19 protein-coding genes are annotated in these 22,009 nt (G+C 68.5%); 13 read left to right on the top strand and 6 right to left on the bottom strand.

The window, feature by feature from the left end; translation table 11 throughout:
• The first annotated feature begins 150 nt into the window (after positions 1-150).
• Entirely contained in the window at positions 151-1,317 is a 1,167-nt protein-coding gene (locus QLQ83_RS16930) for an NnrS family protein (protein WP_282736690.1), read from the top strand.
• A gap of 115 nt (positions 1,318-1,432) precedes the next feature.
• Entirely contained in the window at positions 1,433-2,818 is a 1,386-nt protein-coding gene (hemN, locus tag QLQ83_RS16935) for an oxygen-independent coproporphyrinogen III oxidase (protein WP_282736691.1), read from the top strand.
• A 78-nt stretch (positions 2,819-2,896) separates the two neighbouring features.
• Here hemN and gdhA read toward each other — a convergent pair whose 3' ends face one another.
• On the bottom strand, positions 2,897-4,249 hold the full coding sequence (gdhA, locus tag QLQ83_RS16940; protein ID WP_282736692.1) for an NADP-specific glutamate dehydrogenase: 1,353 nt from the start codon (positions 4,247-4,249) through the stop codon (positions 2,897-2,899).
• A gap of 479 nt (positions 4,250-4,728) precedes the next feature.
• On the opposite strand from gdhA, the gene ubiT reads away from it, so the two are divergent.
• From ubiT to QLQ83_RS16955, 3 genes are all read left to right on the top strand, one after another.
• Positions 4,729-5,214: a ubiquinone anaerobic biosynthesis accessory factor UbiT gene (ubiT, locus tag QLQ83_RS16945; RefSeq protein ID WP_282736693.1), complete on the top strand. Its 486-nt coding sequence runs from the start codon at positions 4,729-4,731 to the stop codon at positions 5,212-5,214.
• 71 nt (positions 5,215-5,285) lie between these two features.
• Positions 5,286-7,397: an adenosylcobalamin-dependent ribonucleoside-diphosphate reductase gene (locus QLQ83_RS16950; protein ID WP_282736694.1), complete on the top strand. Its 2,112-nt coding sequence runs from the start codon at positions 5,286-5,288 to the stop codon at positions 7,395-7,397.
• Between the two features lie 54 nt (positions 7,398-7,451).
• The gene (locus QLQ83_RS16955; RefSeq protein ID WP_282736695.1) at positions 7,452-8,204 is read left to right on the top strand and encodes a ribonucleoside-diphosphate reductase; all 753 of its coding nucleotides are present in this window, start codon (positions 7,452-7,454) and stop codon (positions 8,202-8,204) included.
• Between the two features lie 289 nt (positions 8,205-8,493).
• Here the strand turns inward: QLQ83_RS16955 and QLQ83_RS16960 are convergent, their stop codons facing one another.
• Genes QLQ83_RS16960 through ubiU form a run of 3 tightly spaced genes read right to left on the bottom strand, consistent with a single transcriptional unit; the run spans position 8,494 to position 11,186 of the window.
• On the bottom strand, positions 8,494-9,240 hold the full coding sequence (locus QLQ83_RS16960; protein ID WP_282736696.1) for an anaerobic ribonucleoside-triphosphate reductase activating protein: 747 nt from the start codon (positions 9,238-9,240) through the stop codon (positions 8,494-8,496).
• Complete coding sequence (locus QLQ83_RS16965; RefSeq protein ID WP_282736697.1) at positions 9,237-10,169, bottom strand: U32 family peptidase; 933 nt, start codon at positions 10,167-10,169, stop codon at positions 9,237-9,239. Before QLQ83_RS16965 ends, QLQ83_RS16960 begins: the two co-directional genes overlap by 4 nt.
• Positions 10,170-10,190: 21 nt before the next feature.
• Positions 10,191-11,186, bottom strand: a complete 996-nt coding sequence (gene ubiU, locus QLQ83_RS16970) for a ubiquinone anaerobic biosynthesis protein UbiU (protein ID WP_282736698.1) — start codon at positions 11,184-11,186, stop codon at positions 10,191-10,193.
• 199 nt (positions 11,187-11,385) lie between these two features.
• On the opposite strand from ubiU, the gene QLQ83_RS16975 reads away from it, so the two are divergent.
• Positions 11,386-11,814, top strand: coding sequence for a globin (locus QLQ83_RS16975; protein WP_282736699.1), 429 nt, complete (start codon positions 11,386-11,388; stop codon positions 11,812-11,814).
• Between the two features lie 69 nt (positions 11,815-11,883).
• Here the strand turns inward: QLQ83_RS16975 and QLQ83_RS16980 are convergent, their stop codons facing one another.
• Both QLQ83_RS16980 and ytfE read right to left on the bottom strand, forming a co-directional pair.
• The gene (locus QLQ83_RS16980; RefSeq protein WP_282736700.1) at positions 11,884-12,501 is read right to left on the bottom strand and encodes a hemerythrin domain-containing protein; all 618 of its coding nucleotides are present in this window, start codon (positions 12,499-12,501) and stop codon (positions 11,884-11,886) included.
• Positions 12,502-12,561: 60 nt separating this feature from the next.
• Positions 12,562-13,218, bottom strand: a complete 657-nt coding sequence (gene ytfE / locus QLQ83_RS16985; RefSeq protein WP_282736701.1) for an iron-sulfur cluster repair protein YtfE — start codon at positions 13,216-13,218, stop codon at positions 12,562-12,564.
• 153 nt (positions 13,219-13,371) lie between these two features.
• On the opposite strand from ytfE, the gene norR reads away from it, so the two are divergent.
• The 7 genes from norR to QLQ83_RS17020 form a co-directional block, all read left to right on the top strand.
• Complete coding sequence (gene norR, locus QLQ83_RS16990; RefSeq protein WP_282736702.1) at positions 13,372-14,907, top strand: nitric oxide reductase transcriptional regulator NorR; 1,536 nt, start codon at positions 13,372-13,374, stop codon at positions 14,905-14,907.
• A gap of 108 nt (positions 14,908-15,015) precedes the next feature.
• Positions 15,016-15,633: a TetR/AcrR family transcriptional regulator gene (locus QLQ83_RS16995; RefSeq protein WP_282736703.1), complete on the top strand. Its 618-nt coding sequence runs from the start codon at positions 15,016-15,018 to the stop codon at positions 15,631-15,633.
• A complete protein-coding gene (locus tag QLQ83_RS17000; protein WP_282736704.1) occupies positions 15,630-16,988 on the top strand; it encodes an efflux RND transporter periplasmic adaptor subunit in 1,359 nt (452 codons plus the stop codon). Before QLQ83_RS16995 ends, QLQ83_RS17000 begins: the two co-directional genes overlap by 4 nt.
• On the top strand, positions 16,985-20,086 hold the full coding sequence (locus QLQ83_RS17005) for an efflux RND transporter permease subunit (protein WP_282736705.1): 3,102 nt from the start codon (positions 16,985-16,987) through the stop codon (positions 20,084-20,086). Before QLQ83_RS17000 ends, QLQ83_RS17005 begins: the two co-directional genes overlap by 4 nt.
• A 132-nt stretch (positions 20,087-20,218) precedes the next feature.
• On the top strand, positions 20,219-20,566 hold the full coding sequence (locus QLQ83_RS17010) for a hexameric tyrosine-coordinated heme protein (protein WP_282736706.1): 348 nt from the start codon (positions 20,219-20,221) through the stop codon (positions 20,564-20,566).
• Positions 20,567-20,632: 66 nt separating this feature from the next.
• Positions 20,633-21,337, top strand: coding sequence for a succinate dehydrogenase iron-sulfur subunit (locus QLQ83_RS17015; protein WP_282736708.1), 705 nt, complete (start codon positions 20,633-20,635; stop codon positions 21,335-21,337).
• Between the two features lie 208 nt (positions 21,338-21,545).
• Positions 21,546-22,009: transposase (locus QLQ83_RS17020; RefSeq protein WP_282733626.1), on the top strand; the 464-nt coding region annotated here is incomplete at its 3' end.

The raw sequence follows: 22,009 nt of genomic DNA on the forward strand, positions 1-22,009 counted from the left end.
GGCGCGTCGAACGCCTCGCAAGGCGTGGTGAGAAAACGGGCGATTCTAACATCATGCCTGTTAGGTTTGATTCGCGACTGTGGCATTCGGTCGCGTGGTGACCGTTGGCGCACGATTGGCATGGTTACCCCTAAGATGTAATTTATATGCATGTTATGGTTCGTTGCCAATGACACAGGTCAAACCGACCACACCCGCCGCGCCGACCGGCGTCCCGCCTGGTCGCTGTTCTTTCCGCTCGCCGCCCTTTATGCGGCCCTGGCGGTGCCGCTGTCGCTGGCGGCGATGTTCGGTGGACTGCCGGCGCTGGCGACGCCGGCAGCCCATGGTCGCGAACTGCTGTTCGGCTTCGCCCTGGCGGTGATTGCGGGTTACCTGCTGGGGCCGCTGCCGCCCCGCCGGTTGTCGCTCCTGGCGGGGTTGTGGCTGGTCGGGCGGCTCGGTGGTCTGGCGGGCTACCCGGCCTGGCCCCTGCTGCTGGCCGATGCCGCCTTCGCCCTGCTGCTCGCCGCCCGGCTGGTGTCGCGCTTCCTGGCGGCCAAGAAGTGGCGCAATCGCCTGCTCTCGCCGCTGCTCGGGCTGCTCTGCCTGCTGGCGGTGGCCAGCCTGGCGGCGCGTCCGGCCTTCCCGGGTCTGCTCTCGCCCCTTCTCCACCAGGGGGTGCTCTGGCTGCTGCTGCTGATGGCCTTCATGGGCGGACGGGTGATCGCCCCGGCGGTGAACGGGCACCTGATGGCGCGCGACCGGGTGGCAGGGGCCGGTGTCCAGCCGCGGATCGAGGCGACCCTGATTGGCCTGCTGGGCGCTGCCGGGCTGCTGGCGATCTGGCCGCCGCTTTGGCCGCTGGCCGGCGTGTTGCTGGCGCTGGCCGGGATGGTGATCCTGGTGCGACTCTGGCGCTGGTCGCCCTGGAGGCTCCGGGATCGACCGGACCTGCTCGGCCTGCTGCTCGGCTATGCCTGGCTGGGCGTGGGGGCCCTGCTGGTGGCGGGCGATCTCCTGGCGGGGGGCTCGCCGGCGGGCCGGCTCCACGCGATGACCGTGGGGGCGCTCGGCACCCTGGCCAGCGGCATCATGCTGCGCCAGGCGATCCTGAGGGCCAGGGGTCGCCCCGGGGAGGAGCGGTGGCTGACGCCCCTGGCCCTGCTCTTCACCCTGGCGGCGGGGCTGCGACTCGCGCTGCCCCTGGCCGGCCTCACGGCACTTTGGGGCGCCGCCGGTGCCTGGAGCCTGGCCTGGCTGCTGGTGGCGTGGCGCCTGGTGCACTGGCGCCGCCGGGGGACGGCCGTCGCCACGGTGCCGTCTACCTCTGCTTGATCTGGGTCAGCTACCCCTTGAAGGGTACCGACGCGCCCGGTCTTGGCTGGCATACTTCGCCCATGCGGTGGCGGCCCCGGCCGCCGCCTTACGGTTCCAGAGGCTCGATTCGATCATGCAAGACACGCTGCCGTTCATCCGCCCCCTGGTCGAGAAGTACGACCGCCCGGGGCCGCGCTACACCTCCTATCCCACGGCGCCGCAGTTCCAGGCGGCCTTCGCCGAGGACGACTATCGTGCCGCCGCCGAGCGCAGCAACCGGGCTGCGACGCCCAAGCCGCTGTCGGCCTACGTGCACATCCCGTTCTGCGAGAGCCTCTGCTACTACTGCGCCTGCAACAAGATCATCACCCACAACCGCGAGCGCGCCGCGGAGTACCTCGCCTGGCTCAAGCGCGAGGTCGAACTCCAGGGGGCGCTGTTCGACGATTCGCGGCGCATGACCCAGCTGCACCTGGGGGGTGGCACCCCTACCTACCTGAGCAACGACCAGCTCGGCGAGCTGATGGCGGCGCTGGATGATGCCTTCCACTTCGCCGAGCCCGAGGCGCGGGAGTTTTCCCTGGAGGTGGATCCCCGCACCGTCACCCCCGAGCAGATCCACGAGCTCCATGCCCTGGGGTTCAACCGCCTGAGCTTCGGCGTACAGGACTTCGATGCCAGGGTCCAGGAGGCGGTCAACCGCATCCAGAGCGAGGCCCAGGTGGTGGAGCTGGTGGCCGCGGCCCGCGAGGCCGGCTTCCAGTCGGTGAGCGTCGACCTGATCTACGGCCTGCCGCTGCAGACCGTGGCGAGCTTCGATGCCACCCTGGACAAGATCATCGCCCTGCGTCCCGACCGCATCGCCGCCTACAGCTACGCCCATCTGCCGGAGCTGTTCAAGGCCCAGCGCCTGATCCGCCCCGAGGACATGCCGCCGCCGGAGCGCAAGATCGAGCTGCTGGAGCTGACCATCCGTCGGCTCACCGAGGCCGGCTATGTCTATATCGGCATGGACCATTTCGCCCTGCCCGAGGACGAGCTCTCGCTGGCGAAGGAGAACGGCACCCTGCAGCGCAACTTCCAGGGCTACTCGACCCATGCCGACTGCGACCTGATCGGCCTGGGGAATACCGCCATCGGCAAGGTGGGCGACAGCTACAGCCAGAACGTCAAGGAGACCGCCCAGTACCAGGCGCGCCTCGAGGCGGGACGGCTGCCGGTGATGCGCGGTTACCGCCTGAACGCCGATGATCTGCTGCGACGTGATGTGATCAACGCCCTGATGTGCCATGGCCGCATCGACTTCGCCGCGATCGAGGCGGACCACGACATCGACTTTCGCGACCATTTCGCCGACGCGCTCGCCGAGCTGGAGGAGATGGCGGACGACGGCCTGCTGGCGATCGATGAGGGGAGCATCGAGGTGCTGCCGGCCGGGCGGCTGATGATGCGCAACGCCGCCATGGCCTTCGATGCCTACCTGAGTCACGGCCCGGGGCGCTACTCGCGCACCGTCTGATCCTCGATTACTTGCCGACACGACACGGCGCCCCGTGGGGCGCCGTGATGCATTCGATGGAAACCGAACGGGCTGGGCTCAGACGACGCCCTGCTCGATCATGGCATCGGCCACCCTGCGGAAGCCGGCGATGTTGGCGCCCAGTACCAGGTTGGTGGGCTCGTCGAACTCGGCGGCGGTCTCGGCGCACTGGCGGTGGATGTTGGCCATGATCTCCTTGAGCCTGGCGTCGACCTTCTCCAGCGGCCACTGCTCCATGCTGCTGTTCTGGGCCATCTCCAGCTGGCTGGTGGCCACGCCGCCGGCATTGGCCGCCTTGCCGGGCCCGTAGGCGACCTTCGCGGCCAGGAAGCGATCCACGGCCGCGGCGGTGGAAGGCATGTTGGCTCCCTCACTGATGCAGGTCACGCCGTTGCCCAGCAGGGCTTCGGCATCGGCCTCGGTCAGCTCGTTCTGCGTCGCGCAAGGGAAGGCCACGTCGCCCTCGAGGCGCCACACCGCATGACCGTCGGCCGGGTAGTCGCCGGCCGGAAGGTAGCGGGCCTCGGGGTGCGTCTCCAGGTAGGCCTCCAGCGAGGCGCGCTTGACCTCCTTGAGCTCCTTGAGCAGGTCCAGGTCGATGCCGCCGGCGTGATGGATAGTGCCCCGGGAATCGGAGCAGGTGACGGGGATCGCGCCGAGCTCATGGAGCTTCTCGATGGTGTAGATGGCCACGTTGCCCGCGCCGGAGACCAGGCAGGTCTTGCCTTCCAGGGTCTCGCCGCGTGCCTCGAGCATGTTCTCGGCGAAGTAGACGGCGCCGTAGCCGGTGGCCTCCTTGCGCCCGATGGAGCCGCCCCAGTTGAGGCTCTTGCCCGTCAGCACGCCCTCGTAGCGGCCGGTCAGGCGCTTGTACTGGCCGTAGAGGAAGCCGATCTCGCGGGCCCCCACGCCGATGTCGCCGGCCGGCACGTCGCTGTTCGGGCCGATGTGGCGATAGAGCTCGCTCATGAAGGCCTGGCAGAAGCGCATGATCTCGCCGTCCGACCGGCCCTTGGGCTCGAAGTCCGAGCCGCCCTTGCCGCCGCCGATGGGCAGTCCGGTCAGGGCGTTCTTGAAGATCTGTTCGAAGCCCAGGAACTTGATGGTGCCCGAGGTGACGCTGGGGTGGAAACGCAGCCCGCCCTTGTAAGGGCCGAGGGCGGAGTTGAACTGGACGCGGTAGCCCTTGTTGACCTGCACCTTGCCGGCGTCGTCGGTCCAGCAGACGCGGAACATGATCTGGCGCTCCGGCTCGACGATGCGCTCGATGATGCTGTGGTCGAGGTAGTGGGGGCTGCGCTCGAAGAGCGGGCGCAGGCATTCCAGTACTTCTTCTGCGGCCTGGTAGAACTCGGTCTGGGCCGGGCTGCTCCTGCGCAGGGCCTCGAGGGTGTCGTGGACGTAGGGCATGGGAAGATTCCTGTGCGGTCGAAACGGGTCGGCAGCACTATAAGGCAATGCACCATTATGCAGCAAATGCATGGGCTATGCGGCGATTAGGTAGGTTATTGAGTCGAAATACCTTCAAAAGCGCGGAAATCTATGCACCAGATTAATGCATTAAAATAACTTCATAGATGGTGTTTCAACGAAGCTGTCTCTGCCGATGGGGCGAACGGGGGCGCGCCCCCTGGAGGCGGCCCGCCATGCCGGCGTTCTGCAAGGGGAAGGTGCGGGGCGTCATGGGTCCGGCGCCGGCCTTGGAGCGGTGGTGACAGTTCTTGCACATCTTGTGCTTGAGTCCGGCCAGTGGTCTATATATGGTACTGAGCCATCGGGATCCACGGTGCTGGCGACGGCTTGACGCATGTCAGTGCAGGCGGTTTAGATGGCCCCTAGGATGAGCGGTTCGGCGGCCCAGCCGCGTCGACGTCATCAGGAGAACTCCCATGTCCCTGCCCCTACCGTCCCTGTCGCTTCCGCGCCCGCCCGTCCCGAGCCGTCTGATCCGCACCCTGGACCCCTGTGTGCCCCTGGCCGCCAAGCGCCGACTGGTGGAGCCGGTGCTCAACCGCACCTTCGCCGAGCCGCTGGCGGAGGGCGAGTTCGATGCCCTGGAGGGGCGCCGGATCAGCCTGGCCATCGACGATCTCGGCGTGACGCTGACACTGAGTCTCGAGGCGCAGCGCCTGGTGCTTTGCCACGCGCCAGGCGAGGCCACCATCCGTGGCGGCTGGCGCGAGTTCCTCTGCCTGGCCACCCGGCGCGAGGATCCCGACAGCCTGTTCTTCCAGCGTCGCCTGCTGATCGAGGGCGACACCGAGCTGGGCCTGATGGTCAAGAACCTCCTCGACGGACGCGAGGAGGGCCTGGCCCAGGGCCGCCTCGGCGACTGGCTCCACCGCCTGGAGCGCCTCGCGGCCCGCGATCACTGACCCGCCGCCCGCGGCATCCGAAGACCGAAAGCGTTACACCGACAACGAGACACCGCTCTGGAGACCCCCGCATGAGCACATCCGCCAAGGCCGTCAAGACCTCCAATGAGGTGCCCCTGCAGTTGCCCTCCCGCGACATCTGGGATGCCAAGTACCGCCTCAAGGACCGTCACGGCCACCCCGTGGACAAGGACGTCACCGCCACCTGGGATCGCGTGGCACGGGCCCTGGCGGCCGTGGAGGGCGACAAGGCGGAGGAGTGGCTGCCCCGATTCCGCTGGGCGCTGGAGAACGGGGCCATCCCGGCGGGGCGGATCATGTCCAATGCCGGCGCCGAGGCCTATAAGCCGGCGGTGAGCCTGATCAACTGCACCGTCTCGCGCACCATCCGCGACTCCATGCACGACATCCTCGACTCGGTGGTGGATGCCGGCATGACCCTCAAGGCGGGCTGCGGCATCGGCTACGAGTTCTCCACCCTGCGCCACAAGGGGGCCTTCGTGTTCGGCGCCGGCGCCGGCACCAACGGCCCGCTGGCGTTCATGGATATCTACGACAAGATGTGTTTCACGGTGGCCTCGGCGGGCGGGCGCCGCGGCGCCCAGATGGGCACCTTCGACGTCGGCCATCCCGACGTCCGTCAGTTCATCGAGGCCAAGCGCGAGGCGGGCCGCCTGCGCCAGTTCAACCTCAGCCTGCTGATCACCGACGAGTTCATGGAAGCGGTGAAACAGGACGCCGACTGGCCGCTGGCCTTCCCGCTCCACGAGGGCGAGAAGGACGATGTCGAGGAGGGCGAGCTGATCTACCGCGACTGGCCGGTGATCGAGGAGGGCTATACCGTCGACGCCGAGGGGCGCGTGGCCTGCCGCATCGTCGAGGTGATCAAGGCCCGCGAGCTGTGGGACACCATCATGGCCTCGACCTACGACTTCGCCGAGCCGGGCTTCATCCTGATCGACCAGGTCAACCGCATGAACAACAACTGGTTCTGCGAGGAGATCCGCGCCACCAACCCCTGCGGCGAGCAGCCGCTGCCGCCGGAGGGCGCCTGCCTGCTCGGCTCGGTGAACCTGACCCGCTTCGTCATCGACCCCTTCGGCAGGAAGCCCCGCTTCGACTGGGAGCGCTACCGCCAGGTGGTGGCGATCTTCACCCGCATGCTCGACAACGTGGTGGAGATCAGCGGCCTGCCCCTGGAAGGGCAGCGCAAGGAGATCGAGGCCAAGCGCCGCCACGGCATGGGCTTCCTGGGCCTGGGCTCCACCCTGACCATGCTCAAGATCCCCTACGGCTCCCCCGAGTCGCTGGCCTTCACCGAGGAGGTAAGCCGCAACCTGGCCCTGGAGGGCTGGAAGCAGGCGCTCGAACTCTCCCGCGAGAAGGGCGTGGCGCCGGCCCTGGCCGAGGACTACGAGATCACCCCGCGGATGATGCGCGAGCGTCCCGAGCTCAAGCAGGACGGCTACGAGGTGGGCGACAAGGTCCCCGGCCGCATCCTGCACGCCCGCTACAGCCGCTACATGCAGAAGGTCGCCGAGGTGGAGCCGGAACTGGTCGCGCAACTCGCCGAGCACGGCGCGCGCTTCACCCACCACAGCTCCATCGCGCCCACCGGCACCATCTCGCTGTCGCTGGGCAACAACGCCTCCAACGGCATCGAACCCTCCTTCTCGCACCGCTACTTCCGCAATGTCATCCAGTCGGGCAAGAAGACCAAGGAGCAGGTCGAGGTGGTCTCCTTCGAGCTGGCCGCCTATCGCCACTTCATCGCCGCCGACGCCGTGGAGAGCGACCTGCCCGACTACTTCATCACCGCCGACGCGGTGAGCCCCAAGCAGCACGTGGCGGTGCAGGCGGCGGCCCAGGTGTGGGTCGACTCGGCCATCTCCAAGACGGTCAACGTGCCCACCGAGTTCCCCTTCGAGGCGTTCAAGGACCTCTACCTGGACGCCTATGCCAGCAAGCTCAAGGGCTGCACCACCTTCCGCTTCAACCCGGAGGCCTTCCAGGGCGTGCTGGTGCGCGAGGACGACCTCAAGAACACCACCTACGTCTTTGAGCTGGAGAACGGCGAGACCGTGGAGCTGGCCGGCGACGAGAAGGTCATCTACGACGGCGAGGAGCACAACGCGGCGAACCTCTACGACGCGCTGAAGGAAGGCACCTATGGCAAGTGGTAAGCCGATCTGCCTGATGCCCAGCGTCAACCACCAACTTTCCGGAGGAGCCCCCTGATGGCCGTCGAGATCAATTCCAAGATCGTGTCCTACAGCGTCAAGAAGGCGGTGGAAGAACCGCCCTTGGCCGAGGAGAACCCGCTCACGGTGCGCATCCCCTCGCGCCCCGAGGGCACCCTGGAGGCCGTGTCGGAGAAGATCTCCTACGTCGGCGCCGAGGGGCGCAAGAAGGTCTACCTGCTGGTCTCGTTCATGCCGGTGGAGGGCGTGCTCAACGGCAAGCGGGTGGTGATCGAGCGCCCGGTGGAGTTCTTCTTTCCCTCCGGCCAGCTCTCCAGCGAACACCAGTGGATCACCGCCACCATGCGCAGCCTGTCGCTGGCCGCCCGCGGCGGCTACGTCACCCAGGCGGTGGCCGACCTGCGCAAGGTGGCCTGGGACAAGGGGCTGGTGCGCTGCGGCATGAATCGCTGGGGCAAGCCGATGTTCCATGACTCCGAGGTCGCGGCCATCGCCTGGTCGATCCAGCAGATCCTCTTTCGCCGAGGCTTCCTCGACCAGGACGGCAACCAGGTGCCGGTGGAGGAACTGGTCAGCCGCTATGCCCAGCGCCTGGCCAGCGGCCATCCCTGGCAGCCGCCCACTGCGGAGGAGATCGAGCAGGCCGAGCGCAAGGCCCAGGAGGCCTCCCGTGCCAAGGGTGATGGCCCCACCGTGGTGGGCCACTGCCCCGAGTGCAACGGCGAGCTGATCATGATGGACGGCTGCCCCACCTGCTACTCCGGGTGCGGCTGGTCCAAGTGCGGGTAAGAAGCTAAAGGGAAGACACAAAAAAGGGCGCTCATGAAGAGCGCCCCGTGCTTGATAGTATTGTAAGAGCAAATCCAAGGGTGTCCTTGGTCTAGCCCTCCATCACTCTCAAGACTTTCTTGGTCGAATGTATTGTAGGTGGTGGTGGTCTAGCTCGTCAACGGCAGAAGCTCGTTCTGGAGGTTTGCCAATGAGTAAGTTGAAGCGTGCTATCACCATCACAATTTCCATTACCGTTAAGGCTAATAAATGTGTGTGGCCTTTGGTGATGTTGAACGTTATCCAGTACTTACCCACGCAATTCGAAGTGATCGAAATGGCAGTCTAGCCGTCGCACCAGCGCCTCCAGGGCCTCACGGGACGGGGCGCCGGCCACCGGCAGGCAGTAGTCGGGGTCGCGGCAGCGCTCCACGCGGGCCACCTGCAGGGCATAGCGATGCACGCCGCAGTCGGCCAGCGTCATGGCCAGACGCTCCAGGTCCTCCAGGGCGAAGTCCCGCCAGTGCACCGTGGTGCGGCACTCGAAGGGAGTGTCGCCCTCCAGCAGCAGCGAGAGGCTGCGGGCATGCTGCTGCCAGATGCCGCGGCGACCGCAGACCCGGTCGAAGTCCCGCCCGCGGCCCTTGACGTCCAGGGCCACCCAGTCCAATTGCGGCAGCAGGGCGGCCAGGCGCTCCGGGTAGGGGCCAGCAGTATGCAGGCCCACGGCCAGTCCCATCTCGCGCGCCTGTCCGAGGGCGCGGGGGAGGTCGGCATGCAGGCTGGGCTCGCCGCCGCTGAACACCACCGCATCCAGCCCGTCGGGCCGGGCCTCCAGGAAGGCGCGCATCGCCTCCCACTCGCCGGGCTCGCCGCGGCGGGGACTGGCCATCTCGCTGACCTCGCAGTAGCCGCACTGCAGGGGACAGCCCTGGAGATGGATCACGGCGGCGCGCCGGCCCGGGAAGTCCGCCATGCTCGACGCGGTCAGGCTCGCCACCGGCAGGCGGATGTCGGTTGCCTCGGCCGGCTCCAGGCGCAGGAGCGGCCCGATCATGGCGCGGCCCCCCCGCGGGTGTTGTCCATGCCGGGCCGCCCGTGCCAGTAGCCGTCGCAGACCTCGGCGTCCACCAGGGCCAGCGGGTCGGGGGCGGGCAGCGCGCCGCGCCGGGCCGCATCGAAGGCGCTGACCACCTCGGCCATGCCCTCGGGCCGCGGGCTCAGCCGGGCGATCCCGACGCCCATCCCGGCCATGTCACCCACCTCGTGGCGCAGGTCCTGGCAGGCGCCGGAGAGGGTCTGGATGCCGTTGAGGGTGAATACCTCCCTCGACTCCTGGGAGCGAAGCGCCAGGCCCTGGGGGTACTTCTGGCAGACGAACCGGCAGCGGTCCTTGGGCTTCTGGTGGCGCCGCGCGGTGAAGCAGCGCGACGACCAGGCCAGCGGCAGGTGGCCGTAGGCGAACACCTCGCAGGGGGCCTCAATCCCCTGCTCGCGGCAGTCGGCCAGCAGCCGGGCGAGGTCACTCCGCGACATCTCCACGGGGGCCTGCCACCCTTGCATGCCCGCGCGGGCCAGCACCGCCAGGGTGGCGGGGTTGTAGAGGTTCAGCGCCGCGCCGGCGACGAAGGGCATTCCGGCCGCCGAGAGGCGCTGCACCGCACTCTGGTCGTTGGCCTCGACGGTGAACTCGCCGTTGTCGCACAGCTTGCGCAGGTCGCGCAGGTCCGCCTCGGACTCGATCAGGGTCTGGCTGGCCAGCACGACCCGCTTGCCGCTCTGGGCCAGTTCGCGGCCCAGCCCCAGCCAGTCGTCGAGCTTCATGTCGCGACGCCGGGAGCAGACCGTCTCGCCCAGGGTGACGAACTCGACGGGCCAGTCGGCGGCCTCGCGGTAGAAGTCAGCATAGTGCTCGCGGGTCCAGTAGAAGAGCACCGGGCCCAGGGCGAGCTGCAGGGAAGACGAAGGAGAGGAGGAAGTCGGCATGGTGGCTCCTGTGAGGTGACGCTATTTCCAGCGGCGCTCGTAGGCACCCAGGGTGGTGGTGGCGCCCTCGGAGAGCTCGCCGAGACCGGCCATCCAGGTGGGGTCGGGGTGGAAGTGCCCGGGTGCCCGATCGACACGATCCAGCGCCTGGCGCCAGATGCCGGCGACCTTCGACACGTAGGCGGGGCTGCGCTGGCGGCCCTCGATCTTCACCGCGCTGATGCCCAGCTCGCGAAGCTCCGGGAGCAGCTCCAGGGTGTTGAGGCTGGTGGGCTCCTCGATGGCGTGGTAGGTCTCGCCCCCCACCTCGAAGCGCCCCTTGCACAGGGTCGGGTAGCCGGCGCGCTCGCCCTCGGCGTAGCGGTCGATCAGCACGCCGTTGAGGCGTGACTCCAGGCCCCGTGGGGTCTCCTCCCAGCGCACATGGGCCGCCGGCGAGCAGACGCCGCGAGTGTTGGGGGACTCGCCGGTGAGGTAGGACGACAGGTAGCAGCGCCCCTCGGCCATGATGCAGAGGCTGCCGAAGGCGAACACTTCGAGCTCCACCGGGCTCTGCTTCGCCAGGTCGCGTACCTGGGTGATGGAGAGCACGCGGGGCAGCACGGCGCGCCTGATGCCGAACTGCTCGTGGTAGAAGCGCAGCGCCTCGTGGCTCGTCGCCGAGCCCTGCACAGAGAGGTGGCGGGCGAGGTCCGGATGGCGGCGGGCGGCGTAGTCGAGCAGCCCCATGTCGGCCATGATCAGGGCGTCGACGCCCAGCTCGGCGGCCTGGTCCACGGCGCGGGTCCACATCGCCCAGCCGTCCGGCTGGGGATAGGTGTTGATGGCGCAGAACACCCGCTTGCCGCGGGCGTGGGCGTAGTCGATGCCCTCCCGGGCGCGCCTGTCGGTGAAGTTGAGGCCGGCGAACTGACGGGCGTTGGTGGTGTTCTGAAAGCCGAAGTAGACGGCATCGGCGCCCTCGTCCACGGCACGCTTCAGGGCGGGCAGGTTGCCGGCGGGGCAGACGAGCTCCATGGCGAGACTCCTCTCGATGAAAACCCGACCATGCTAGTCGACCATCCCAGCCGGGCCCTTGACTGGTGTCATGGCGAGGCGGCATTCGCGTTGGCCGTGATGCAGGTCATGGCGGGGGCATGAAGATGACATCCGGCGAGGCCTTGCGCGTGCGTCTGGCCTAGTCTTGGATCAGGCCTGCTCACCAGGCGGGGTGGTCATGGACATTGAACGCCTGTTCGATGCCAGTTACGTGCGGGTGCTGAGCGGGGAGGTCGAGGGACAGGCGTTCTTCGAGGCCTTCTACGAGCGCTTTCTTGCGGCCTCCCCGGAGGTGGCGGTGAAGTTTCGCCATACCGACATGGCGCGCCAGCGGGCCATGCTCAAGAAGGCCTTCTATCACCTGCTGGCGTTCTACGCGTCGAGCCATGCCGACTACTACCTGCAGCAGGTGGCGATCAGCCACGATCGCGCCCACCTGGACATCGCCCCGGCGCTCTATGACCTCTGGCTCGAGACCCTGATCGACACGGTTCGCACCTTCGACGAGCAGTTCGATGACGAGGTAGAGCTGGCCTGGCGGCTGGTGATGACGCCGGGCATCGTCTTCATGACCTTCCATTACGACCGCGGCACCCGTTGCGACTAGGCCGATGCAACGAGCCCCATGGGCGGATGTCCATGGGGGCCGATACCGTGGAATCAGCAGATTGCCGAATCAGGAAGCGGTCGCCGGCCTGGCGTCGCAGAGCGGGCAGAAGTCGGCCTGCTCACTGTGGCCCAGACGCAGCCCGGTGTGGTGATCGGCGATCTGCCGGTATAGCTTCTGGAAGCCGTGGCTGCCCTCGGCGGGGCTCGCAAGCGGGATGCGGGGCGACATCTCATCCAACTCGGCGGCGGGGATACAGCGCTCGATGAGCGGATAGAGGTGGCGGTTCTCGCTGTGCAGGTGATGGTGATAGAGCTCGCTGAAGGCGCGAGCCAGGTTGAGTCGGCCGGGGTCGAGCTCATCCTCCGGCACCTCATCCGCCTGGCGGCGGAAGCTCGCCTCGAGTTCGTTTCCATCGCGGGTGATCCGCCGGTGCTCCTCGCTGAGCACCGCGAGCAGCTCGCCGCTCTGCGCATGGCAGCCGGCCAGACGGGCGAAGAGGACATCCTCTACCGGATGGTGCCACTCCTCGGGCTGGTGGGTCAGGTAGTGGCATAGCCTGGCCAGCAGTCGGTAGTCGGGGAGCTCGTCGCAGGCCGCGATATGCAGCTGGCGGTCGAGGATGCAGAGCAGCGCCGCATAGCGATGGTGGTCGGCGTGCAGGCGTTCGAGAACGATGGCTTTCATGGTGGCCTCCCTGACGCGCCACCGGCATGGCGACGCGTCGCGGTTGGGTGCGCCTGGCGCTCAGCCGGCGCGTTCGAAGAGCAGGTTGTTCTCCAGGTGGATGTGCTGCATCAGGTCGTCACGGAACTCACGCAGCCCGGTGTAGAGGGCGCGCCAGGTGGTGCAGGCGCCCTTGGGCGGGGTGATGTCGTCGGTGAGCGTCGCCAGCTGCTCGAGATGTTCGCCGTGGTCATCGTGCTCGTGGCGCATCACCGCGATGGGCCCCCGGGCCTGGGCGCCCATGCCCCGGCGCAGCATCGGGAAGAGGATCTGCTCCTCCTTCTGCATGTGGCTCTCCATCTCCTGGTAGATCGTGGTGAGCAGGTCGGCCAGGCCGTTGGGACAGGTGTCACGCTCGCCGTGGACCTGCTCGACGCGACGGGCCATGCGCACCAGTTCGGGTAGCTGCTGGCGGTGGACGTCGTGGTAGCGGGTGAGGATATGGTCGATCAGCTCGTCGTTGCTGGCCGACTGCCAGTCGCGCTCGTCGCTGGCCCCGGACGGCAACGCCTCGAGCGCGTCCACCAGCGCCTCGGGGGCCAGGCCGATGCGCTCGGCGGCCTCGCGCAGGCTGATGCGACCACCGCAGCAGAAGTCGATATTGTGGTCGCGAAACACCCGGGTGGCGCCGGGCAGGGTCAGGGCGGTGCGGCCGACGGTCTGTTCGATCAGGCTCATGGCAGGAGCTCCTTGGTCAGAGAGGTGACGGTCTACATGGAGCAAGCGGCGTGCCAGTTTCCAGCGGCCTGTTTTATGGGGCCTTGCGGCCATGATGGTGAAAAATACCCGAATCGATTAGGGTAGATAGAACCCTTGAAGGTGAATGTCACCATGCTCGACGAGACCCTGCTGGCGGACCTGGTCGCCGACCTGCCCAGCGCGGTGCGCCTGCAGCGCCTGGTACGCACCCTGCGCGAAGGCTTTCGCTGCGGCGCCGTCTGCCTGCTGCGCCGGGAGGAGGGCAGCCTGGTGCCGCTGGCCGTGGACGGCCTGGTGCGCGAGGCGCTGGGACGGCGCTTCGAGGTGGCCCAGCATCCCCGCCTCGCCACCATCCTCGCCAGTCGGCGCACCACCCTCTTCCCGCCCGATGCCAGCCTGCCCGACCCCTACGATGGCCTGGTGGAGCAGCAGCCCGGCCAGCCGCTGCATGTCCACGACTGCATGGGTATCAGCCTGCACGTGGAGGGCGAGCCCTGGGGGGCACTGACCCTGGATGCGCTGGAGGCGGGGACCTTCGATGCCGCCGACCGGGCGGCCCTGGAACGCTATGCGCTGCTGGTCGAGGCGGCGGTGCGGGTCAGCCGCCTGGAGCGTGACCTGCGCGCCCTGCGCATGGCCCAGCAGGAGAGCGGCCTGCCGCTGGCGGCCCCCGAGGCGCGCGATATCCTCGGCCACAGCGCGGAACTCCAGCGGCTGCTGCGCGAGCTCGATGTGGTGGCGGGAGTGGACCTGCCGGTGCTGCTCAGTGGCGAGACCGGGGTGGGCAAGGAACTCTTTGCCCGCCGTCTCCACCGTCGCTCCACTCGACACGCCGCGCCGCTGGTGCAGGTCAACTGCGCCGCCCTGCCCGAGTCGCTGGCCGAGAGCGAGCTGTTCGGCCATGTGAAGGGGGCCTTCTCCGGCGCCACCGCCGAGCGCGCCGGGCGCTTCGAGGCCGCCGACGGTGGCACCCTGCTGCTCGACGAGGTGGGCGAGCTGTCGCTGCCGGTCCAGGCCAAGCTGCTGCGCGCCCTGCAGGAGGGCGAGGTGCAGCGCCTGGGCGAGGATGTCCCGCGGCGTGTCGACGTGCGCATCATCGCCGCCACCAACCGGCAACTGGCCGAGTCGGTACGCGACGGCAGCTTCCGCGCCGACCTCTATCACCGCCTGTCGGTCTATCCGGTGGCCATTCCGCCGCTGCGCGAGCGGGGCAGCGACGTGCTGGTACTGGCCGGCCACTTCCTGGAGATCAACCGCACCCGGCTCGGGGTGCGCAGCCTGCGCCTCTCGCCGGACGCCGAGGAGATGCTGCTGGCCTATGCCTGGCCGGGCAACGTGCGCGAACTGGAGCATGTGATCAGCCGCGCGGCGATCAAGGCCCTGAGCCACGGCGCGCGGCGCGACGAGATCATCACCCTGGCGCCGGCCTGGCTCGACCTGCCCGTCCCCGAGGGGGGAGGCGGCGGAGCACCGGAAGCGTCGGAGCACGCCGCTGAGGTCGCCGCATCGAGCCTGCGCGAGAGCGTGGAACGGGCCCAGCGCCGGGCGATCCGCGAGGCGCTGGAGGCCTGCGACGGCCGCTGGGCGGCAGCGGCTCGGCGCCTGGCGCTGGACCCCTCCAACCTGCACAAGCTGGCCAGGCGACTGGGGCTGAAACCGGGGGGCTGAGCCTTTCCACTGCCCTTTGATCGAGGTCATCCCGCGGCGGCTTTCCGCTGGCGGAGGCATCGACCCCGTGCTAGATAGTAACTGATTACTATCTTTTGAGGCTCGAGCATGTCGCAGCGCCAGCATCTCCCCGCCGACGAGCGTCGGGAGCGCACCGTGGAGGCCGTCATCGAGCTATGCGGCCGTGAGGAACCCGCCACCCTGACCACCGGGCGTATCGCCCGACGCATGGGCGTCACCCAGGGGGCGCTGTTTCGCCACTTCGCCAGCAAGGAGGCCATCTGGGAGGCGGCGGTGGCCTGGGTCGCCGAGCGGGTGATGGCGAGGATCGCCGCCGCCGCCGAGGGCGTCGAGGACCCCCTGCTTGCCCTGGAGGCGATGTTCCTCGCCCACGTGGCCTTCATCGCCGAGCACCCGGGGGTGCCGCGGCTGCTGATGGGCCAGCTGCAGCACCCGCGGCCCACGGCCGCCAGTCGACTGGTGCGCGAACTGCTGGAACGCTATCGCCGGCGCCTGCTGGGCCTGCTCGAGGAGGCCCGGCGTCGAGGGAAGCTGCGCCCCGGGCTCGACCTGGATGCGGCGGCGACCCAGTTCATCGGCTGCGTCCAGGGACTGGTGCTGCAGTCGCTGATCGCCGACGACGTGGCAGGCATCGTCGACCGGGCGCCGGCGGCCTTCGAGCTCTACCGACACGGCATTCGCGCGGATGCGGGAGGTGATCCATGAGGCCCTCGATACGGCGGCTGGGGCGGGGGCTGGCGGTGCTGATCGGCGTCGTCATGGGCGTGGCGTTGCTGGTCGTCTTCGTGGCCAACCGGCAGGCCCCCGAACGCCAGGAGGCGGCGGCCTCCGCCACCCCGGTCAGGATCGTCGAGGTCCGCCCCCTGGACGTGCGCCTGGAAGCGCGCGGCCACGGCGTGGCGCGTCCCGCCGAGACCTGGCAGGCGACGGCCAACGTGGCGGGGCGCGTCGTCGAGCGCCATCCGGAACTGGAGAGCGGCACCCTGCTGCCCGAGGGCACCCTGCTGGTGGCACTGGATCCCAGCCGCTATGAGCTGGCCATTGCCGAGGCCGAGGCGGAACTGGCCAGCCTGGCCGGCGAGCTGGCCCAGCTCGAGGCCGAGGAGGAGAACACCCGCCGCCTGCTGGCGCTGGAACAGCAGGCGCTCGCCCTGGCCGAGCAGGAGCTGGCGCGCATCGAGCGCCTGGCGGCCAGCGGCTCGGTCTCCAGCTCACGACGCGACGAGCAGCGCCGTAGCACCCTGGGCCAGCGCCAGGCGGTGGCTTCCCTGGAGAACAGCCTGGCGCTCTTGCCCGCACGGCGCGAGGTGCTCGAGGCGCAGCGTGAGCGCGCCGCGGTGCGCCTGGCCCAGGCCCGGCAGGACCTGGCCGACACTCGCTTCGAGGCGCCCTATGACCTGCGCCTGGCCGAGGTGGAGGTGGAGCTGCACCAGTTCGTCGGCACCGGGCAGCGGCTGTTCCAGGCCGAGAGCCTGGCCGCCGCCGAGGTGGAGGCGCATATTCCCATCGCCATGATGCGTCGCCTGATGGCCGCGATCCTGCCCGATGAACCCGTCGGCCAGGGGCTGGACCTGGACGAGCGACTGGACTTCTCGGCGGTGCAGGCCGAACTCTTCCTGGCCGGCGCCGAGGGCGTGGGCTGGTCGGGGGAACTGGTGCGCGTGGCCAGCGGGCTGGATCCTGCCACCCGTACGGTACGCGTGGTGGTGCGGGTCGATCATCCCTACCGCGATGCTCGGCCGCCGGATCGCCCTCCGCTGCAGCGCGACATGTACGTGCGTACGCGGCTGTCCGCGCCCAGCCCTGAGCCTCGGCTGGTGATACCGGCCAGTGCGGTGCATCAGGGTGAGGTGTGGCTGGTGGACGCCGAGGCGCGCCTCGAACGGCGTGCGGTGAGCGTGGCCTTCGAGCAGGGCAACCTGGCGGTGATCGCGACCGGCCTTGCCCCGGGCGAGAGGGTGGTGGTCGATGACCTGCCCGCGGCGATCGCCGGGATGGCCCTCGCCCCACGTCGCGACGAGGCCCTAGAGGCGAGTATCGCCGAGCAGGCCCAGCCATGATCCGCTGGTTCGCCGCCCACCCCACCGCCGCCAACCTGCTGCTGGTGCTGCTGCTCGCCGCCGGGCTCTTCACCGCCCCGTCGCTCAAGCGCGAGACCTTCCCCGACTACCGCCCGGGGGAGGTGAGCGTCGAGGTGGTCTATCGCGGGGCCAGCGCCGCTGACGTGGAGGACGCCGTGTGCCGCCGCCTGCATGAGGCGGTGAAGGGGGTGGAGTTCCTCGACGAGTTCGTCTGCGTGGCCCAGGACAACCTGGCCAGCGCCACCGCCACCATGCAGGCCGGCGGCGATCCCCTGCGCTTTCTCGGCGAGATCGACACCGAGGTCGGTGCCATCAGCGAGTTTCCAGCCCGGGCCGACCCACCGGTGGTGCGCGAGCTGCACCGCAGCGACCTGGTGGCGGCGGTCGCGTTGTCATCCGACATGCCCGCCGGCCAGCTCGATGAGTACGCCCTGCGCCTGGAGGAGCGCATCATGGCGCTGCCCGGCGTGGCGGACGTGGCGATCCACGGCATGTCCCAGCGCCAGTGGCAGGTGGAGGTGCCCGGCGAGATGCTCGGCCAGCACGGCCTCTCGGCCCACGAGCTGGCGCGACGGATCTCGGCCCAGAGCCTGGACCTGCCGCTGGGCACCCTGGAAACCCCCGAGCAGGATATCCTGCTGCGCTTCACCGACCAGCGCCGCTCGCTTGCCGAGCTTTCGCGCCTGGTGGTGATGTCCGATCCGGCCGGCGGTGAGCTCACCCTGGGCGACATCGCCAGCCTGACCGAGTCCGGCGAACGCGAGGAGGAGAAGATTCGCTTCAACGGCGAACCGGCGGTGGTGCTGGAGGTGAGCAAGAGCCTGCGCGACGACGCCCTGGCGGTGAAGGAGCGCCTCGAGAGGCTGATCGCGGCGGAGCACCGCCGCTTCGATGGTGGCATCACGCTGAACCTGACCCAGGACATGACCCGCATCGTCCGCGACCGCCTGCAGATGCTGGTGGGCAACGGCGTCATGGGGCTGGCGCTGGTGGTGCTGGTGATGAGCCTGTTCTTCCGCCCGCGCCTGGCGCTGTGGGCGGTGCTGGGGCTGCCCGCGGCCTTCATGGGGGCCTTCCTGGTGATGGGGCTCGCCGGCCTCTCCCTGAACATGATCACCCTGGTGGCACTGTTGATGGCCATCGGCATCGTCATGGACGACGCCATCGTGATCACCGACAACATTGCCGTCCACGCCAGGGAGGGTGCCACGCCGCTGGAGGCGGTGGTGGCGGGGACCCGTCAGGTGCTGCCCGGCGTGCTGTCGTCGTTTCTGACCACCGCCTCGGTCTTCGTGCCGCTCTCCTTCCTGGCCGGCGAGCTGGGCGCGGTACTGGAGGTGCTGCCGGTGGTGCTGATCGCCGCCCTGGCGGCGAGCCTCGTCGAGGCGTTCTGGATCCTGCCCCACCATCTCAAGGGCAGTGTGACGCACCTGCAGCAGGGCCATGATTCCCGCTTTCGCAGCGCCTTCGACCGCGGCTTCGAGCGCTTCCGCGAGGGTGTGGGGCGGCTGGCCGACCGGGCGATCCGTTTCCGTCATGCGGTATTGGGGCTCGTAGTTACCCTGCTATTAGCGTCTGTCGGCTTTATGGCCGGTGGTCACGTCGGCAGCGAGGCGATGCCCGATATCGACGGTGACGTCCTGGAGGCACGCATCCTGATGCCCCAGGGCACGCCGCTCGAGCGCACCGAGGCGGTGGCCGAGCGGGTCGAGGCGGCCATGGGCGAGCTCGATGCACGCCATTCGCCCGGGCAGCCCGAAGGCGCGGCGCTGGTCGAGGCGATCCAGGTGCGCTTCAACCACAATCTCAGCGCCCGGGAGGCCGGTCCCCACGTGGCCACGGTCAGCGTCGACCTGCTCACCGCCGAGCGGCGCACCCTGACCCTGGATGCGCTGACCGCCGATTGGCGTGAGGCGATCGGCGAGATCGCGGGGGTGCAGCGCCTGATCATCCAGGAACCGGGCTTCGGCCCCGCCGGGGTGCCCGTGGAGGTGCGCCTGACCGGCGAGGATCTCGAGGCCATGAAGGCGGCGGCGCTCGAGCTGACCACGCGGCTCGAAGGCTATTCGGCGGTCTACAACGTCATGGATGACCAGCGCCTGGGCAAGCCCCAGCGCGCCTACTTCCTGGCATCGGGCGCCCACGGCCTGGGCCTCACCGCCGAGGAGGTGGCGAGTCAGCTGCGTGCCGGCCTGCTCGGCGAGATCGCCGATACCCAGCGCATCGGTGAGCAGGAGATCGAGGTGCTGGTGCGCCAGGCCGAGGCCGACCGCGACGGTCTCGACGACCTGGCCGACCAGACCCTGATGCTTCCCGACGGCAGCCGGGTGCCGCTCTCGGTGGTGACCGAGGTGGCCGAGCGCCGCGAGTGGGCGCGCATCAGCCGCATCGAAGGGTGGCGCACCGTCACCGTGGAGGCCAACGTGGATGCCCGCCAGGCCAGCGGCCAGGCCATCGTCGACGACCTCGTCGGCAGCGGCTGGCTGGCCGACTTCGAGGCGCGCCATCCCGAGGTGGCGGTCACCTTCGAGGGGCAGGTGGCCAGCTCCGCCGAGACCGGCGGCTCCATCGCCCGCGGCCTGCTGATCGGCCTGGTGGGGATCTTCGTGATCCTCTCCTTCCAGTTCCGCAGCTACGTGGAGCCGCTGATCGTCATGCTCTCGATCCCGCTGGCCTTCATCGGCGCCATCTGGGGGCACGTGATCATGGGCTACTACCTCTCCATGCCCTCGCTGATCGGCGCCGCCTCGCTGGCCGGCATCGTGGTCAATAATGCCATCCTGCTGATCCACTTCATCAAGACGCACCGCGAGCGGGGCCTGGACGCGGCAGCGGCCGCCGGTCAGGCCTGCCGCGACCGGCTGCGTGCCATCCTGATCTCTTCCACCACGACTATCGCGGGCCTGGCGCCGCTGCTGGCCGAGACCAGCAGCCAGGCGGATGCCATCAAGCCGCTGGTAATCGCCGTGGTGTTCGGCCTGCTCAGCGCCACCCTGCTGGTGCTGCTGGTGATCCCAGCGCTCTACGTGCTGTTCGACGACTGGGGCTGGGCCCGCAGGGCGCCCGCCGAGGCGTAGCGACATGGGGCGGGGCCAGCCGGGACCGCCTTGACGCCGCTGCGCCCTTGGCTAATCTTGAATAAGTATTATTAATGCATCTTATTGGCGGGCCCTGCAGGCCCGCGCTACAGCGCAATGCAGGAGGCCATCATGTCGACGCATTATCGAGTATCACTTTCGCCCGGCAAGGTCGCAGGCGCCCTGATGTTGGCCGTCTCGCTGCTGCTGGGCAGTGCCGCCCTGGCCGATGACCATGAAGCCATGGATTCGGACGATACCTGGCTGCCGAGCCTGATGACCGACACGCCCCAGGAGGGCTTCGCCCTGGCGGTGACGCTCTCCCAGAAGGGGGTGGGCACCACCCAGCCGGATGCCGAGGTGCGCAAGGCGCAGCGACCCGAATACGCGGAGGAGCCCGACAGCCTGATCGCGGCCTCCCACGTCATCGCCACCCACTTCCAGACCGTCGCCGCGGCCAATGACTACTGGCGGGAGTGACGCGAAACGCAAAGGTGGCGGCATATGGCCCATGGCACGCCATGGCCCGGCGAGGAGATACCCATGATCAAGGTACGGCTCTATCGCTACCATCCCGATGAGGATGACCGGCCACGCCTCGAGACGCTGGACGTGGAGGAGCGTTTCCGCAAGGCGATGGTGCTCGACGTCCTCGAACATCTGAAGCAGCAGGATGCCACCCTGGCCTATCGGCGTTCCTGCCGTGAGGGGGTGTGCGGCTCCGATGGCATGAACATCAATGGCAAGAATGGCCTGGCCTGCATCACGCCGGTGGAGGAGGTGCTGGGCAGCGGCGATACCCTGACCCTGCGTCCGCTTCCCGGCATGCCGGTGATCCGCGACCTGGTCGTCGATCAGACGCTGTTCTTTCGCCAGTTCGAGAAGATCCGCCCCTGGCTGATCAACGACCAGCCGCCCACCGCCACCGAGCGACGCCAGAGCCCGGCGGAACGCGAGAAGCTCGATGGCCTCTACGAATGCATCCTGTGCGCCTGCTGCAGCTCGGCCTGCCCCTCCTGGTGGTGGAACCCGGACAAGTACATCGGCCCGGCCGGCCTGATCCAGGCCTACCGCTTCCTGATCGACAGCCGTGATACCGCCACCGACGAGCGGCTGGCCGAGCTCGACGACCCCTTCAGCGTGTTCCGGTGCCGACAGATCGCCAACTGCACCTGGGTGTGTCCCAAGGGGCTCAACCCGATGCGCGCCATCGGCCAGATCAAGGCGATGCTGCTGGCGCGTGGCAGCTAAAAACCATGACGACCGCCATGAGGTGTCCCATGGCGTTGCCACTGCTTGGCTGGATCCATGATGTCCATGCGCAGCCGGTCGGGCAGCAGGGGGCCGAGGCGTGGCTGCAGCCCCATGATTCGGCCCGGTTGGATAGGGACTGGTGACGCCCCGCCAATGAACTGCACCCCGAAAGTTGGACACCCAATTCAACCTTCGGGGTGTTTCTATGAGGAACCAGTACAGCGACCACTTTAAGTTGCAAGTGGTGCAGCAATACCTGGATGGGGATGTCGGCCTAGAAGTGGTCGCCCACCACTTTGGTCTGGACTATTCCATGGTCAGGCGATGGGTGGAGCAGTACCGGCAGCATGGGCCTTCAGGATTGTGCCAGACACGCCGTCACTACAGCCCAGCGTTCAAGCGCGAGGTGCTGGAAAGGATGTGGCGCGACGGCTTGTCGATCCGGCAGACCGAGGCCCTGTTTGATATCCGTGCCGCTGGCGCTATTGGCAGATGGGAGCGCCAGTACCATAGTGGTGGCCTAATCGCCTTGGAACCGAAACGTACGGGACGCCGCCCGATGCCCCAGAAGCCCCCATCTCCACCGCCCGAGCCTCCCTCCGATGGTGAGCGCTCCCATGAGGAGCTGCTCGAGGAGCTGGCATATCTGCGGGCGGAGAATGCCTATCT

The sequence above is a fragment of the Halomonas rhizosphaerae genome, assembly GCF_030010555.1.
Taxonomy (GTDB): Bacteria; Pseudomonadota; Gammaproteobacteria; order Pseudomonadales; family Halomonadaceae; genus Halomonas; species Halomonas rhizosphaerae.